Below are 18,004 nucleotides of genomic sequence, written 5' to 3' on the forward strand. Positions count from 1 at the left end.
TCAATTAAGCGATTACAGAAGAAACCACACCCGCACCTACGGTACGACCACCTTCGCGAATTGCAAAGCGTAGACCTTCTTCCATAGCGATAGGCGCAATCAGTTCTACAGTAATGGTTACGTTCTCACCTGGCATTACCATTTCTACGCCTTCTTCCAAAGTAACTGCACCAGTTACGTCAGTAGTACGGAAGTAGAATTGTGGACGGTAGTTAGCGAAGAATGGAGTGTGACGACCACCCTCTTCTTTGCTCAATACGTATACTTCTGCTTTGAATTTGGTGTGAGGAGTGATAGTACCTGGTTTAGCCAATACTTGACCACGCTCTACGTCTTCACGTTTAGTACCACGCAGCAATACGCCTACGTTGTCACCTGCTTGACCTTCGTCCAGCAGTTTGCGGAACATTTCAACACCGGTACAAGTGGTTTTTTGGGTGTCTTTCAGACCTACGATTTCGATCTCGTCACCAACGTGGATGATACCGCGCTCTACACGACCGGTTACTACCGTACCACGGCCAGAGATAGAGAATACGTCTTCGATAGGCAACAAGAAAGGTTTGTCCACTGCACGCTCAGGTGTTGGGATGTAGCTGTCCAAGGCAGCAGCCAATTCGAAGATTTTTTCTTCGTAAGCAGCATCACCTTCCAAAGCTTTCAGTGCAGAACCTTGTACGATTGGGCAGTCGTCGCCTGGGAAGTCGTAGCTTGACAACAAGTCACGGATTTCCATTTCAACCAGTTCCAACAGCTCGGCATCGTCAACCATGTCGCATTTGTTCATGAATACGATGATGTAAGGTACACCTACTTGGCGAGCCAACAGGATGTGTTCGCGAGTTTGTGGCATAGGACCATCAGCTGCGGAACATACCAAGATCGCGCCGTCCATTTGGGCAGCACCGGTAATCATGTTTTTAACGTAGTCGGCGTGGCCCGGGCAGTCTACGTGTGCGTAGTGACGGGTTTCAGTTTCGTATTCTACGTGTGAGGTATTAATGGTAATACCACGAGCTTTTTCTTCAGGAGCGTTGTCGATTTGGTCGTAAGCTTTTGCAGCGCCACCGAATTTTTTAGCCAAAATAGTAGTCAAAGCAGCAGTCAGAGTGGTTTTACCATGGTCAACGTGACCGATGGTGCCAACGTTTACGTGCGGTTTGCTACGTTCAAATTTTTCCTTAGCCATGAGCTAATTCCTTTACATATAAAGATCGATTAAAGAACAATGGCCGTCTGAAAATTTATTTTCAGTTTCAGACGGCCTTTTCTGATTAGCCTTTGCGGGCTTCAGTTACAGCAGCAGCTACGTGAGCAGGAGCTTCAGCGTATTTTTTGAACTCCATGGAGTAAGTAGCGCGGCCTTGGGTTGCAGAACGCAAGTCGGTTGAGTAACCGAACATTTCTGCCAGAGGTACTTCGGCGCGAACTTTCTTACCGCCGATACCGTCATCATCCATACCCAATACAACGCCACGACGACGGTTCAAGTCGCCCATTACGTCACCCATGTATTCTTCAGGTGTTTCCACCTCAACTGCCATGATTGGCTCCAACAGAGCTGGATTGGCTTTACGCATACCTTCTTTAAAGGCTTGAGAAGCTGCCAATTCGAAGGCCAGTTGTGAAGAGTCGACATCATGCGAAGAACCGAAGATCAAACGTACGCGTACGTCAACTACTGGGTAGCCTGCAACGATACCGTTAGGCAGGGTGTCACGGATACCTTTATCGACAGAAGGAATGAATTCGCGAGGAATCACACCACCTTTAATTTCGTCGATAAATTCGTAACCTGCACCACCCGGCTCCATAGGTTCCATTTTGATCACAACGTGACCGTATTGACCTTTACCACCGGATTGTTTAGCGTGTTTGTATTCAGCTTCAACTTCTTTGCGGATAGTTTCACGGTATGCAACTTGAGGCGCACCAATGTTAGCTTCCACACCGAATTCGCGTTTCATACGGTCAACAATAATTTCCAAGTGCAATTCACCCATACCGGAAATAATGGTTTGACCGGATTCTTCGTCTGTACGAACACGGAAAGAAGGGTCTTCTTTAGCCAGACGATTCAGGGCAATACCCATTTTCTCTTGGTCAGCTTTGGTTTTCGGCTCAACGGCAATATGGATTACCGGCTCAGGGAACTCCATGCGTTCCAAGATAATCGGCGCGCTTTCTGCACACAAGGTTTCACCGGTAGTAACGTCTTTCAGACCGATAGCAGCGGCGATGTCGCCAGCGCGTACTTCTTCAATTTCAGTACGGTCCGCAGCAGTCATTTGCACCAAACGACCGATACGTTCACGAGTACCTTTTACAGAGTTCAATACGGTATCACCGGATTTCACGACACCAGAGTAAACGCGGATGAAAGTCAGCTGACCAACGTATTTGTCGTTCAACATTTTGAACGCCAATGCAGAGAATTTCTCTTCGTCGCTGGCTTGGCGGCTGTCTGCTTCTTCAGTGTTAGGATTAACACCTTGAACAGGAGGAATGTCGGTAGGAGCAGGCAACAATTCTACTACTGCGTCCAACATACGTTGAACACCTTTGTTTTTAAATGCAGAACCGCACAACATTGGTTGGATTTCACCTGCCAAAGTACGTTGACGCAATGCACCTACGATTTCTTCTTCGGTCAGCTCTTCACCACCCAAGTATTTATCCATCAATTCTTCGCTGGCTTCTGCCGCGGCTTCAATCATGTTTTGACGCCATTCTTCAGCAGTTTCAACCAACTCAGCAGGAATATCGCCATAGGTAAAGGTTGTACCTTTATCAGCTTCGTTCCAGATGATAGATTTCATTTTCAGCAGGTCAACAACACCACTGAAGCTATCTTCTGCACCAACTGGGATTACGATAGGTACAGGGTTTGCGCGCAAACGGGTTTTCATTTGCTCGACAACGCGGAAGAAGTTGGCACCTTGACGGTCCATTTTGTTTACAAATGCCAAGCGAGGAACTTGGTATTTGTTAGCTTGACGCCATACGGTTTCAGATTGAGGTTGAACACCACCTACTGCACAGTAAACCATTACTGCACCGTCCAATACACGCATAGAACGCTCTACCTCTACGGTAAAGTCAACGTGTCCTGGGGTATCAATGATGTTGAAACGGTGTTCAGGGAACTGTTTCGCCATACCGGACCAATAAGAAGTCACAGCAGCAGAAGTAATGGTAATACCACGCTCTTGCTCTTGCTCCATGTAGTCGGTAGTAGCAGCACCATCATGCACCTCGCCCAATTTGTGGGTCAAACCGGTATAGAACAAAATACGTTCTGTAGTAGTGGTTTTACCCGCGTCGATATGAGCGGAAATACCGATATTGCGGTACAGGCTGATCGGGGTCTTACGAGCCATTTTATTAGCCTTTCAAAATTAGAAACGGAAGTGAGAGAATGCTTTGTTGGCTTCAGCCATGCGGTGTACTTCTTCACGTTTTTTCAACGCACCACCACGACCTTCGGACGCATCAATCAACTCGCCTGCCAAACGCAGGTCCATGGATTTCTCACCACGTTTGCGGGCTGCATCGCGAACCCAGCGCATTGCAAGAGCCAGACGGCGTGAAGGACGAACCTCAACAGGAACTTGGTAGTTTGCACCACCTACACGGCGGCTTTTCACTTCCACGATAGGTTTGGCGTTTGCAATGGCTTCGTTGAATACTTCGATTGCCGCTTTGCCGGTTTTTCTCTCGATTTGCTCCAACGCACCGTAAACGATACGCTCAGCAACAGATTTTTTACCGTCAATCATCAATACGTTCATGAATTTAGTCAGCTCGACGCTGCCGAATTTAGGATCAGGCAATACATCGCGCTTGGGGACTTCTCTACGTCTTGGCATTTTAATTTCCTTTAATCTATTCAGTCGGGTTAATTCCCATGAATACCCAATAGAGTATTCACTTACTCGGCCGTTGTTCAGCTTAGGCGGCCGACGTGCCTATTTGAGTCCCGATAATTATTTAGGACGCTTAGCACCGTATTTAGAACGGGCTTGTTTACGGTCTTTAACACCTGCAGTATCCAAAGAACCGCGTACAGTGTGGTAACGTACACCTGGTAAGTCTTTTACACGACCGCCGCGAATCAATACGACGCTGTGCTCTTGCAGATTGTGGCCTTCACCGCCGATATATGAAATTACTTCAAAACCGTTGGTCAGGCGAACTTTACATACTTTACGCAATGCAGAGTTAGGTTTTTTAGGGGTAGTTGTGTATACACGGGTGCACACGCCACGTTTTTGCGGGCAAGCTTCCAGTGCAGGCACTTTGTTTACGTACACAGGCTTTTGACGGCCTTTGCGTACCAATTGGTTAATAGTTGGCATATTTTCTCGTCCTGTTGAGTTAAATACTTGCCGACACCATGTCGACAAGATTAGAATTATATTTTTATTGCAAGGGTTTAGTCAAGCAAATGACTGATAAAGTTTGGTGTTTTCCAATTTATGTCTAAATTTTGGAAACAAAGGCCGTCTGAAAGATTCAGACGGCCTTTGGCATTTTAAACAAGTCCGCAATTTGGTTCTCTACTTATTTTTTCTTCATTGCTTTCCTTATTTATTCAGACGGCCTTAAACTCCACCCTCTTTTATGTCCTCTAAAAAATAAAACCGCAAGACTGGCTTGCGGTTTTATTTTCACAATAATCCCAAGGGATTATTCGTCTGAAGCTTCGGTTTCAGAAGTTTCTTGATCAGCTTGCTGCCATTGTTGATGACGGCTGCGGTGATAGGTCAAACCTGTACCGGCAGGAATCAAACGACCGACAATCACGTTCTCTTTCAAACCGCGCAGCTCGTCTTGTTTGCCCATAATAGCGGCCTCTGTCAAGACGCGTGTTGTTTCTTGGAACGATGCCGCAGAAATGAAGCTGTCTGTAGACAAGGAAGCTTTGGTAATACCCAGCAACACGTTTTCATAACGTGCAGGCTCTTTGTCTTCAGCCATGGCTTTTTCATTGGCAAGCATCACATCGCCACGCTCAACTTGCTCACCGGTAATGAACTCTGTATCACCGGAATCAACAATGTTCACTCGACGCAGCATTTGACGGATGATGACTTCGATGTGTTTATCGGAAATCTTCACACCTTGCAGGCGGTAAACCTCTTGCACCTCTTGAACAATGTAGCGAGCCAATGCTTCGATACCTTGCAGACGCAGAATGTCGTGTGGGTCTACGGCACCGTCTACGATGGTTTCACCGCGGTTTACCACTTGACCGTCGTGTACCAAAATCTGTTTCTCTTTAGAAATCAGGGTTTCGTATGCTACACCGTCTACGTCGGTAATAATCAGACGCTGTTTACCTTTGGTTTCTTTACCGAAAGAAACGGTACCGGTAATTTCTGCCAACATACCTGCATCTTTCGGCACGCGTGCTTCAAACAATTCGGCTACGCGTGGCAGACCACCGGTAATATCGCGGGTTTTAGAAGACGCTTGTGGAATACGCGCCAATACATCACCCTTACCGACTTCCTGACCTTCACGGATGGTAATCACCGCACCGACCGGGAATGCCATAGAAACAGGGGTAGTGGTACCTGGGATGCAAATTTCCAGACCGTTTTCATCCAACAGTTTGACAGTCGGACGTAACAGTTTAGAAGCACTAGAGGAACGACGTTTACCGTCAATCACCACCAGAGTAGACAAACCAGTTACATCATCAGTTTGTTTCGCAACGGTAACACCCTCTTCCACGTTTTCGAATTTCACCATACCTGCGTGTTCGGTGATCATCGGACGGGTATGCGGATCCCAAGTTGCCAAGGTTTGACCGGCTTTAATGGCTTCGCCGTCTTGTACCAGCAGGATTGCACCGTAAGGTACTTTGTGACGTTCACGTTCGCGACCGATATCGTCATGAATCACTACTTCACAAGAACGGCCGATGACAACCAACTCGCCTTTGTTGTTGGCAACGTAACGCATTTGGCTGCTGAAACGCGCTGTACCGTTGGATTTGGCTTCTACTTGGCTGGCTGCCGCCGCACGAGATGCCGCACCACCGATGTGGAACGTACGCATGGTCAGCTGAGTACCTGGCTCACCAATGGATTGTGCAGCAATCACACCAACTGCCTCACCGGCATTAACCAGTTTACCGCGTGCCAAGTCGCGACCATAGCAGTGTGCACACAGGCCATGACGGGTTTTACAAGTAATCGGCGTACGGACTTTGACTTCATCGACACCGGATTGGTCGATCATATCTACCAGTTTCTCGGTCAACAACGTACCGGCTTCAACCAAAGTCTCTCCAGTCGAAGGATCGACAACATCAGAAGCAGTAACGCGGCCCAAAATACGATCGCGCAATGCTTCAATCACATCACCGCCTTGCACAACTGCCTTCATGACAAAGCCGTCTGAAGTGCCACAATCGTCTTCAACAACGACCAAGTCTTGAGTTACGTCTACCAGACGACGGGTCAGGTAACCGGAGTTCGCGGTTTTCAATGCGGTATCCGCCAAACCCTTACGCGCACCGTGGGTCGCAATAAAGTATTGCAATACGGTCAAACCTTCGCGGAAGTTTGAGGTAATCGGCGTTTCAATAATGGAGCCGTCAGGTTTCGCCATCAAACCACGCATACCGGACAACTGTTTAATCTGAGCCGCAGAACCACGGGCACCAGAGTCGGCCATCATGTAAATAGAGTTGAAGGACTCTTGGTCAACTTCGTTGCCGTCACGGTCGATGACTTTTTGTTTGGACAGGTTGTCCATCATCGCTTTAGCAATCTTATCGCCGGCACGACCCCAAATATCGACCACTTTATTGTAACGTTCGCCGTTGGTCACCAAACCTTGACGGTATTGGTCTTCGATTTCTTTAACTTCGGCATTAGCTTCAGCCAGCAAGGCTGCTTTTTCTTTCGGAATTTCCATATCGTCAACCGCAATGGAAATACCGCCTTTAGCCGCAAAACCGAAACCGGTATACATCAAGTGGTCGGCGAAAATAACAGTTTCACGCAAGCCGCACAGACGGAATGACGCATTAATCAGTTTAGAAATTTCTTTTTTCTTCAGCGCTTTGTTGATGTACTCGAACGGCAGGCCTTTAGGCAAGATTTCGCTCAACAATGCACGGCCGACGGTTGTTTCGTAACGGTTAACGACAGGCTCAAACTCACCTGCTTCGTTTTTCACCCATTCACGCAGACGTACGGTAATTTTCGTACCCAGTTCAACCTGTTTGGTATGGTATGCACGATGCACTTCTTTCACATCGGCAAACAGGCTGCCTTCGCCTTTGGCATTGATACGGTCGCGGGTCATGTAGTACAGACCCAATACAATGTCTTGGGAAGGTACGATAATCGGTTCGCCGTTGGCAGGAGACAATACGTTGTTTGAAGCCAGCATCAGAGTGCGCGCTTCCATTTGCGCTTCCAAGCTCAATGGAACGTGTACCGCCATTTGGTCACCGTCAAAGTCGGCGTTAAACGCGGCACATACCAACGGATGCAGCTGAATGGCTTTACCTTCAATCAGGATGGGTTCAAACGCTTGAATACCCAAACGGTGCAGGGTCGGCGCACGGTTCAGCATAATCGGATGTTCGCGGATGACTTCTTCCAAGATGTCCCATACTTCCGGTACTTCTTGCTCTACCAATTTTTTCGCTGCTTTAACGGTAGAGGCCAGACCTTGTTTTTCCAGTTTATGGAAAATGAACGGTTTGAACAGTTCCAAAGCCATTTTTTTCGGCAGACCACATTGGTGCAGACGCAGGTATGGGCCTACGGTAATCACGGAACGACCGGAGTAGTCCACACGTTTACCCAGCAGGTTTTGACGGAAGCGGCCGCCTTTACCTTTAATCATGTCAGCCAATGATTTCAGCGGACGTTTGTTGGCACCGGTCATGGCTTTACCGCGACGGCCGTTATCCAACAGAGAGTCAACTGCTTCTTGCAACATACGTTTTTCGTTACGAACGATGATGTCAGGCGCATGCAGTTCCAACAGACGTTTCAGACGGTTGTTACGGTTGATAACGCGGCGGTACAAATCGTTCAAATCGGAAGTGGCAAAACGACCGCCATCCAATGGAACCAACGGACGCAAATCAGGCGGCAATACCGGCAGCACGTCCATAATCATCCATTCCAGTTTCATACCGGAACGGTGGAAGGCTTCCAATACTTTCAAACGTTTGGCGATTTTTTTGATTTTGGTGTCAGAACCGGTAGATTCCAGCTCTTGACGCAGGATTTCGATTTCGCCGGTAATATCCAAGGTACGCAGCAATTCGCGGATACCTTCTGCACCCATTTTGGCATCGAAGTCGTCGCCGTATTCGTCCAGTTTGTTGTAGTAATCGTCTTCAGTCAGCAATTGACGACGTTGCAACGGAGTCATGCCGGGATCGGTTACCACAAATGCTTCAAAGTACAATACGCGTTCGATGTCGCGCAAAGTCATGTCCAGTACCATACCCAAGCGGGAAGGCAGAGATTTCAAGAACCAAATGTGGGCAACTGGTGCTGCCAATTCAATGTGGCCCATGCGTTCGCGGCGTACTTTGGACAGGGTCACTTCTACGCCACATTTTTCACAGGTTACGCCTTTAAATTTCAAGCGTTTGTATTTACCGCACAAACATTCATAGTCTTTAACCGGGCCAAAGATTTTGGCGCAGAACAAACCGTCGCGCTCAGGTTTGAACGTACGGTAGTTGATGGTTTCAGGTTTTTTAACTTCGCCATAAGACCATGAGCGGATGGTTTCGGGAGAGGCAATACCGATTTTGATGGCATCAAACTCTTCTTCCATGCCGGCAGTTTGCAACGGATTAAATAAGTTCAACAAATTCATTTTTGCTCCTTGAAGGAAGTATTTTTACCGCATGGCGGATTTTCGATATTGGGAAACGGTACTTTTGATTTCAGACGGCCTAAATGCCGATTGCTTCATTCTTATTCTGAAACCGCTTTTTCAGACGACCTTGAAAGGCCGTCTGAAAACTTCTGTTTTAGTAACGTTCCAAATCGATATCTAAGCCCAGTGAGCGAATCTCTTTAACCAATACGTTGAAGGATTCAGGCATACCGGCATCGATTTTATGTTCGCCTTTGACGATGTTCTCGTACATTTTGGTACGACCGTTCACGTCGTCAGACTTCACCGTCAGCATCTCTTGCAGCGTGTATGCCGCGCCGTATGCTTCTAATGCCCAAACCTCCATCTCACCGAAACGTTGGCCACCGAACTGAGCTTTACCGCCCAGAGGCTGCTGGGTAACCAGACTGTATGGACCGGTAGAACGGGCGTGCATTTTTTCGTCAACCAAGTGGTGCAGTTTCAGATAGTGCATCACACCGACTGTAACCTTGCGGTCAAATGCTTCGCCTGAACGGCCGTCATACAGCGTAATTTGAGTTTTACTGTCGTTGAAGCCCAGTTTCTCAACCTCAGGATCTTCGCTTGGGTAAGCCAAGTTCAGCATTTCGCGGATTTCAGACTCTTTCGCACCGTCGAATACAGGAGAAGCGAAAGATGCACCTTTACGCAGGTTGGAAGCCAATTCGATGATTTCTTCATCTGTCAGACTGTCCAAATCTTCTTTCTTACCGCTACCGTTGTAGAGTTTGTTCAAGAATTCACGCAGTTCGCTGGCTTTGCGTTGCTCTTTCAGCATACGGTCGATGCGTTCGCCGATACCTTTTGCCGCCCAACCCAAGTGAACTTCCAAAATCTGACCGATGTTCATACGGGAAGGTACGCCCAATGGGTTCAGTACGATGTCTACCGGACGGCCGTCAGCCATGTAAGGCATGTCTTCCACTGGCAGAATGCGTGATACCACACCTTTGTTACCGTGGCGACCCGCCATTTTGTCACCGGCTTGCAGACGACGTTTGATGGCGATAAATACTTTCACCATTTTTTGTACGCCCGGTTGCAGCTCGTCGCCTTGGGTCAGTTTTTTCTTCTTGATCTCATACAACTCATCCGCTTCTTCGCGTTTTTGTTGCAGGCTCAATTTAATCAGTTCCAACTGTTTGGCCAAATCTTCGTCAGCCAGACGGATGTCAAACCAATCATGTTTGCTGGACAGGCTTGCCAAATATTCGGTAGTGATTTCACTGCCTTTAGCCAGCTTCATCGGACCACCATTGGCTTTTTGCCCAACAATCATACGCTCAATACGGTCGAATGCGTCATTATCAAAAATACGCAATTGATCGCCCAAATCTTGACGGTAACGTTTCAATTCAGAATCAATAATGGATTGAGCACGTTTGTCGCGTTGGATACCTTCACGAGTGAAGACTTGAACGTCGATAACGGTACCGCTCATGCCGGTAGGCATACGCAATGAAGTATCTTTTACGTCAGACGCTTTTTCACCGAAGATGGCACGCAGCAGTTTTTCTTCAGGAGTCAGTTGGGTTTCGCCTTTAGGCGTTACTTTACCTACCAAGACATCACCGGCTTCTACTTCTGCACCGATATATACGATACCGGATTCATCCAAACGGTTTTGCATACGTTCGGACAAGTTCGGAATATCGCGGGTAATGTCTTCCGCACCCAGTTTAGTGTCACGTGCGACAACGTTCAGCTCTTCAATGTGAATCGAAGTGTAACGATCGTCCGCAGCCACTTTTTCTGAAATCAGAATCGAGTCTTCATAGTTGTAACCGTTCCATGGCATGAAGGCGATGGTCATGTTTTGACCCAAAGCCAATTCACCCAAGTCGGTAGATGCACCGTCGGCCACCAAGTCACCACGTTGCAAAACGTCGCCTGCTTTTACGGCCGGACGTTGGTTGATGTTGGTAGATTGGTTGGAACGGGTGAATTTAACCAAGTTGTAAATATCGACACCCACTTCACCGGCAGTCGCTTCATCATCATGAACACGAACTACGACGCGGTTGGCATCTACATACTCAACCACACCACCACGGCGGGCAACGATTGCAGTTGCAGAGTCAACGGCTACAGAGCGTTCGATACCGGTACCAACCATCGGTTTTTCAGGGCGCAGACACGGTACGGCCTGACGTTGCATGTTGGCACCCATCAATGCACGGTTCGCGTCATCATGTTCCAAGAATGGAATCAGAGATGCTGCAACGGATACCACTTGACCGGTTGCCACGTCCATATATTGAACGCGATCAGGCGTTGCCATAATGGTTTCGCCTTTTTCACGACAAGTAACCAAGTCGCCAATCAAATTACCGTCTTTGTCCAAATCGGCATTCGCCTGTGCAATCACATAACGGCCTTCTTCGATAGCAGACAAGTAATCGATTTCTTCAGTTACTTTGCCATTGACAACACGGCGATAAGGGGTTTCCAAGAAACCATAATCATTGGTACGCGCATAAACGGACAATGAGTTGATCAAACCAATGTTTGGACCTTCAGGTGTTTCAATAGGACATACACGGCCATAATGGGTCGGATGTACGTCTCGCACCTCAAAGCCTGCACGTTCACGAGTCAAACCGCCAGGACCCAATGCAGATACACGGCGTTTATGGGTTACTTCAGACAATGGGTTAGTCTGATCCATAAATTGGCTCAATTGGCTGGAGCCGAAGAATTCTTTAATCGCGGCAGAAACAGGTTTCGCATTGATCAAGTCATGCGGCATCAAGTTCTCAGATTCTGCTTGGTTCAAACGCTCTTTAACTGCACGTTCTACACGAGCCAAGCCGCTACGGAATTGGTTTTCAGTCAACTCACCCACAGAACGAACACGACGATTACCCAAGTGGTCGATATCGTCTACTTCGCCATGACCGTTACGCAGTTCAACCAATGTCGCAATAGAAGCAACAATGTCTTCAACGCTCAGAACGTAACCGCCTTTTTCAGCTGCACCGGCCAAAGTCTCATTCAACAAACGGCCATACCAAGAGTTTTGTTGTGCTTCAGACAATTTTTGCTCGTATGTGCGCGTATTAAATTTCATACGGCCTACGCGAGACAAATCATAACTGTCTTCACTGAAGAACAAGCGGTTGAAGAGCTGCTCAACAGCTTCTTCGGTAGGCGGTTCGCCAGGACGCATCATGCGGTAAATCGCTACGCGTGCAGCCTGCTGATCAGCAGTTTCGTCTGTACGCAGAGTGCTGGAGATGTAGCCGCCTTGATCCAACTCATTGATATAAAGGGTCGTAATTTCTTTTACGCCATGGATATCAAGTTTAGCCAACAGTTCTTCTGTAATTTCATCATTAGCAGAAGCCAATACTTCGCCGGTTTCCGGATCAATCAGGTCAGCAGCCAATGCTTTGCCTATCAGGCTTTCTGGCTCTACATCCAAACGAGTCAAGCCTGCATTGGTAATATCACGGATATTTTTCGCAGTAATGCGTTTACCTTTGGCGACCAGTACATTGCCTTCTTTATCCAAGATATCAACTTTGGCAGTTTCACCTTTCAGACGGCCTGCAATCAGATCAGTTTGAACACCGTTTGAAGACAAATAGAAAGTTTCTTTGTCGTAGAAAATATCCAAGATTTGTTCATTATTGTAGCCCAAAGCTTTCAACAAAATCGTAACCGGCATTTTACGGCGACGGTCGATACGGAAATACAGCAAATCTTTTGGATCAAATTCGAAATCCAACCATGAACCACGGTAAGGAATAATACGAGCAGAGAACAACAACTTACCGGAAGAATGTGTTTTACCACGGTCATGCTCAAAGAACACGCCAGGAGAACGGTGCAACTGAGAAACAATCACACGCTCAGTACCATTGATGACAAAAGAGCCACTTGGCGTCATCAATGGGATTTCGCCCATATACACTTCGTTTTCACGAACTTCTTTTACAGTCGGCTTAGATGCTTCTTTATCTAAAATCACCAAACGGATACGGGCACGCAATGGCGCCGCATAAGTAATGCCACGCAATTGACATTCAGGAATATCGAACAAAGGCTCGCCCAATGTGTAATGTACAAACTCCAATCGCGCATAACCGTTATGGCTCACAATCGGGAAAATAGAATTAAATGCTGCTTGCAGACCATCATCAGTGCGTTGGTCAAAAGCATTTTCCAGCTGCAAAAATTTCGCATAAGAATCAATTTGGGTTGCCAGCAGGAAAGGAACATCTAAGACATTCTCTCGCTTTGCAAAACTCTTACGGATACGTTTTTTCTCGGTAAACGAATAGCTCATATACACTCCGAAAAGCAATTTTAAATAATAGGCCGTCTGAAACAACGGCATGCATCAACCTGATATTTACATTTATTTGCAATGGTTTCATAAAGACTATGCAAATAAATGTAAACAATACCTGATACTTATTTTAAGAAGCAAAATAAGGCTGGCAGAAAACTGCCAGCCTTCATGGGAAGCATCAAATTATTTGATTTCGACTTTAGCGCCGGCTTCTTCCAGTTGTTTTTGGATGTCTTCAGCTTCAGCTTTAGAAACACCTTCTTTCAGAGTTTTAGGTGCACCGTCAACGATGTCTTTAGCTTCTTTCAGACCCAGACCAGTGATAGCGCGGACAACTTTGATCACGCCAACTTTTTGATCACCGGCAGAAGCCAATACTACGTCGAATTCAGTTTTTTCTTCAGCAGCAGCTGCACCAGCACCTGCAGGACCTGCAACTGCAACTGCAGCAGCAGAAACGCCAAATTTTTCTTCAAAAGCTTTAACCAGGTCGTTCAATTCCATTACGGTCAAAGAACCAACGGCTTCCAAAATGTCTTCTTTAGTAATAGCCATGCTATTTATACTCCAAATATTGTATTAAAAAATAATTGATTAAATGAAACAAAATCGATTAAGCGGCTTCTTCGCCAGCTTTTTTCTCTGCCAAAGCAGCCAAACCACGTGCAAAGCCTGATACAGGAGCTTGCATAACGAACAACAGTTTGGACAACAGCTCTTCGCGACTTGGAATAGAAGCCAACTCAGCAACCTGAGCAGGATTCATCACTTCGCCATTGTAAGAACCAGCTTTAACGATAATTTTGTCATCTTTTTTCGCGAATTGGTGCAGCACTTTAGCAGCAGCAACAGCATCTTCAGAAGCAGCGTAAACCAATGGACCAACCATTTGATCGGCCAAACCTGCAAATGAAGTACCCTCTACTGCGCGACGAGCCAGAGTATTTTTCAGAACGCGCAAGTAAACGCCTTCTTTACGTGCATTCGCACGAAGCTCAGTCATGCTGGAAACACTGATACCGCGATATTCAGCGACTACGAGAGTTTGAGCGTTAGCAATTGCTGCGCTAATTTCCTCTACGGCCACTTTCTTGGTTTCAATATTGAGACTCAAGGTCTACCTCCCACTGTTTATAAACAGGATACCGAAATGATATCCCACCAGCGCGGTAACCTAAAAAGACATCTTACAAGCAATCTTGCAATGTGTTTCAGGACTACCGTCTGCGTAGGGCAGTTACGATTAAATCTTACGATCCCTACGGTCTTGGACATCTACTTAATTTTAAGTAGCCCAAATTCAGGCAATCCAGAAAATTGGATCACCTGAAAATTTCTTAGTTGTTCACGCTTGCAGTATCAACGCGAACACCCAAACCCATAGTGCTGGATACAGCAACTTTTTTCAGGTACTGACCTTTAGCAGCAGCAGGTTTAGCTTTAACGATAGCATCCAGCAACGCATTGAAGTTTTCTTTCAAGTCAGCTTCAGCGAAAGAAGCACGACCGATAGTTGCATGAACGATACCGGCTTTATCTGTACGGTATTGTACTTGACCTGCTTTTGCATTTTTAACTGCTTCAGCAACGTTAGGAGTAACAGTACCTACTTTAGGGTTTGGCATCAGACCACGAGGACCCAAGATGGTACCCAATTGACCAACGATACGCATTGCATCAGGGGAAGCAATAACAACGTCAAAATTCAGGTTACCAGCTTTGATTTCAGCGGCCAGATCTTCAAAACCGACAATATCTGCACCAGCTTCTTTAGCAGCATCTGCATTTGCACCTTGGGTAAATACAGCTACGCGAGTTGTTTTACCGGTACCTTTAGGCAGAACGACTGAACCACGAATAACTTGGTCAGATTTACGAGGATCAACACCCAAGTTGAAAGATACGTCAACAGACTCGTCGAATTTAGCAGTAGCAGCTTTTTTAACCAAAGCAATTGCTTCATCGATTGCGTACAATTTGTTAGCTTCAACAGAAGAGCGCAGAGCTTTCAAGCGTTTAGATACTTTAGCCATTATACAACACCCTCCACATCCAAGCCCATTGAGCGAGCAGAGCCGGCGATAGTACGAACAGCCGCATCCAAGTCAGCAGCAGTCAAATCAGGCTCTTTAGTTTTAGCAATTTCTTCCAACTGAGCGCGGGTCAATTTACCCACTTTGTTAGTCAGAGGATTAGAACTACCTTTTTGCAGACCAGCAGCTTTTTTCAACAAGATAGAAGCTGGTGGAGTTTTCATCACAAAAGTGAATGATTTATCTGCAAATGCAGTGATCACGACTGGAATTGGCAACCCAGGTTCCATACCTTGGGTTGCAGCATTAAATGCTTTACAGAATTCCATGATATTCAAACCACGTTGACCCAAAGCAGGACCAACTGGGGGAGATGGATTGGCTTTACCTGCAGGAATTTGCAGTTTGATGTAGCCGATAATTTTCTTTGCCACTTAAGGACTCCTAAAAACGGGTATAACGCGGAACCATTCCGCTTCCCAAACAGAATTTGCGATTATATCCGCTTAAAAAAAATTTTTCAAGCGAATTAAACCACTTAAATCTTTTCAACCTGACCGAACTCTAATTCAACCGGTGTTTCACGACCAAAAATCTGAACTGAAACACGCAATCTATTACGCTCGTAGTTAACTTCATCAACAATTCCATTGAAATCAGCAAATGGACCTTCATTCACACGAACCTGCTGACCAACCTCAAATTCAACTTTTGGTTTTGGCTTCTCAACACCTGTTTTGGCTTGTTGCAAAATAGCATCTGCATCTTTTTGAGAAATTGGGATTGGACGATTTCCGCTACCACCTACAAAACCATTTACTCGAGGGGTGCTCTTAACCAAGTGCCATGAATCATCGGTCATTTCCATTTCAACCAACACATAGCCTGGATAGAATTTACGCTCACTGATGGTTTTTCGGCCATTCTTGATATCTACCACTTCCTCTACAGGAACGAGAATCTGACCGAAATATTCTTCCATGTTTTCACGAGCAATGCGCTCTTTCAATGTTTTTTGAACATTTTTCTCGAAACCGGAATAGGCCTGTACCACATACCAACGCTTTGACATCTTTACCCTTTCCTATTTAATAAAACATCAAAAAACAACCATGAAATAATTGTATCTGCCGCATAAATGAAGGCTGCTAAAACTGCAACGAAGATAATCACGAATACAGTCATTTTGACCGCTTCATCGCGACTCGGCCAAACTACCTTCTTAAACTCAGTCCAAGAGCTCTTAAAATATGCAAACAGACCTTCTTTCTTTTCAGGAGCCGGCTTATTACTTACCACAACTTCCTTTTTCTGATGGTTTTCTTTGCGTCCAGACGGATGTTCTGTCATCTTTACTCACTTATCAATACCCCACCCGCCTTCATTTTAGATAGTGGCATTGATCCATTAATTAATTCCAAATAATCTTAAAACTTAAGTACAAAAAAATTAACCGGCACAAGGCCGGTTAATTTTTTATTTGGCAGGCCAAGAGGGTCTCGAACCCCCAACCCTCGGTTTTGGAGACCGATACTCTACCAATTGAGCTATTGGCCTCTAAACTTAAGCGATTACAGAAGAAACCACACCCGCACCTACGGTACGACCACCTTCGCGAATTGCAAAGCGTAGACCTTCTTCCATAGCGATAGGCGCAATCAGTTCTACAGTAATGGTTACGTTCTCACCTGGCATTACCATTTCTACGCCTTCTTCCAAAGTAACTGCACCAGTTACGTCAGTAGTACGGAAGTAGAATTGTGGACGGTAGTTAGCGAAGAATGGAGTGTGACGACCACCCTCTTCTTTGCTCAATACGTATACTTCTGCTTTGAATTTGGTGTGAGGAGTGATAGTACCTGGTTTAGCCAATACTTGACCACGCTCTACGTCTTCACGTTTAGTACCACGCAGCAATACGCCTACGTTGTCACCTGCTTGACCTTCGTCCAGCAGTTTGCGGAACATTTCAACACCGGTACAAGTGGTTTTTTGGGTGTCTTTCAGACCTACGATTTCGATCTCGTCACCAACGTGGATGATACCGCGCTCTACACGACCGGTTACTACCGTACCACGGCCAGAGATAGAGAATACGTCTTCGATAGGCAACAAGAAAGGTTTGTCCACTGCACGCTCAGGTGTTGGGATGTAGCTGTCCAAGGCAGCAGCCAATTCGAAGATTTTTTCTTCGTAAGCAGCATCACCTTCCAAAGCTTTCAGTGCAGAACCTTGTACGATTGGGCAGTCGTCGCCTGGGAAGTCGTAGCTTGACAACAAGTCACGGATTTCCATTTCAACCAGTTCCAACAGCTCGGCATCGTCAACCATGTCGCATTTGTTCATGAATACGATGATGTAAGGTACACCTACTTGGCGAGCCAACAGGATGTGTTCGCGAGTTTGTGGCATAGGACCATCAGCTGCGGAACATACCAAGATCGCGCCGTCCATTTGGGCAGCACCGGTAATCATGTTTTTAACGTAGTCGGCGTGGCCCGGGCAGTCTACGTGTGCGTAGTGACGGGTTTCAGTTTCGTATTCTACGTGTGAGGTATTAATGGTAATACCACGAGCTTTTTCTTCAGGAGCGTTGTCGATTTGGTCGTAAGCTTTTGCAGCGCCACCGAATTTTTTAGCCAAAATAGTAGTCAAAGCAGCAGTCAGAGTGGTTTTACCATGGTCAACGTGACCGATGGTGCCAACGTTTACGTGCGGTTTGCTACGTTCAAATTTTTCCTTAGCCATGGCAATATCCTATAAT

General features: G+C 46.3%; 13 protein-coding genes and 1 tRNA gene. All 14 read right to left on the reverse strand.

The features are described from left to right. Positions 1-4: 4 nt before the first annotated feature. On the reverse strand, positions 5-1,189 hold the full coding sequence (tuf, locus tag FAH66_RS08795; RefSeq protein ID WP_049350946.1) for an elongation factor Tu: 1,185 nt from the start codon (positions 1,187-1,189) through the stop codon (positions 5-7). A gap of 85 nt (positions 1,190-1,274) precedes the next feature. After that, the gene (gene fusA, locus FAH66_RS08800; RefSeq protein WP_063076706.1) at positions 1,275-3,380 is read right to left on the reverse strand and encodes an elongation factor G; all 2,106 of its coding nucleotides are present in this window, start codon (positions 3,378-3,380) and stop codon (positions 1,275-1,277) included. A gap of 18 nt (positions 3,381-3,398) precedes the next feature. Next, positions 3,399-3,869, reverse strand: coding sequence for a 30S ribosomal protein S7 (gene rpsG / locus FAH66_RS08805; protein ID WP_137041332.1), 471 nt, complete (start codon positions 3,867-3,869; stop codon positions 3,399-3,401). Between the two features lie 117 nt (positions 3,870-3,986). Continuing rightward, entirely contained in the window at positions 3,987-4,358 is a 372-nt protein-coding gene (gene rpsL / locus FAH66_RS08810) for a 30S ribosomal protein S12 (RefSeq protein WP_002218431.1), read from the reverse strand. 331 nt (positions 4,359-4,689) lie between these two features. Then, the gene (gene rpoC, locus FAH66_RS08815) at positions 4,690-8,865 is read right to left on the reverse strand and encodes a DNA-directed RNA polymerase subunit beta' (protein WP_137041333.1); all 4,176 of its coding nucleotides are present in this window, start codon (positions 8,863-8,865) and stop codon (positions 4,690-4,692) included. Positions 8,866-9,022: 157 nt separating this feature from the next. Beyond that, positions 9,023-13,201, reverse strand: a complete 4,179-nt coding sequence (rpoB, locus tag FAH66_RS08820; protein ID WP_137041334.1) for a DNA-directed RNA polymerase subunit beta — start codon at positions 13,199-13,201, stop codon at positions 9,023-9,025. Between the two features lie 189 nt (positions 13,202-13,390). Then, positions 13,391-13,762, reverse strand: coding sequence for a 50S ribosomal protein L7/L12 (rplL, locus tag FAH66_RS08825; protein WP_003677916.1), 372 nt, complete (start codon positions 13,760-13,762; stop codon positions 13,391-13,393). A 58-nt stretch (positions 13,763-13,820) separates the two neighbouring features. Further along, positions 13,821-14,321: a 50S ribosomal protein L10 gene (gene rplJ / locus FAH66_RS08830; protein WP_003680699.1), complete on the reverse strand. Its 501-nt coding sequence runs from the start codon at positions 14,319-14,321 to the stop codon at positions 13,821-13,823. A gap of 223 nt (positions 14,322-14,544) precedes the next feature. Next, entirely contained in the window at positions 14,545-15,240 is a 696-nt protein-coding gene (rplA, locus tag FAH66_RS08840; protein ID WP_003677918.1) for a 50S ribosomal protein L1, read from the reverse strand. Continuing rightward, entirely contained in the window at positions 15,240-15,674 is a 435-nt protein-coding gene (gene rplK, locus FAH66_RS08845; protein WP_002220151.1) for a 50S ribosomal protein L11, read from the reverse strand. Before rplK ends, rplA begins: the two co-directional genes overlap by 1 nt. Positions 15,675-15,778: 104 nt before the next feature. Continuing rightward, on the reverse strand, positions 15,779-16,312 hold the full coding sequence (gene nusG / locus FAH66_RS08850) for a transcription termination/antitermination protein NusG (protein ID WP_003680697.1): 534 nt from the start codon (positions 16,310-16,312) through the stop codon (positions 15,779-15,781). 2 nt (positions 16,313-16,314) lie between these two features. After that, entirely contained in the window at positions 16,315-16,590 is a 276-nt protein-coding gene (gene secE, locus FAH66_RS08855) for a preprotein translocase subunit SecE (RefSeq protein ID WP_137041335.1), read from the reverse strand. Between the two features lie 131 nt (positions 16,591-16,721). Further along, positions 16,722-16,797 (reverse strand) — tRNA-Trp (locus FAH66_RS08860). A 6-nt stretch (positions 16,798-16,803) separates the two neighbouring features. Then, positions 16,804-17,988 carry an elongation factor Tu gene (gene tuf / locus FAH66_RS08865; protein ID WP_049350946.1) on the reverse strand — a complete coding sequence of 395 codons (1,185 nt, stop codon included), beginning with the start codon at positions 17,986-17,988 and terminating at the stop codon, positions 16,804-16,806. Positions 17,989-18,004 lie beyond the last annotated feature (16 nt).

This window comes from Neisseria subflava (assembly GCF_005221305.1).
Classification (GTDB): domain Bacteria; phylum Pseudomonadota; class Gammaproteobacteria; order Burkholderiales; family Neisseriaceae; genus Neisseria; species Neisseria subflava.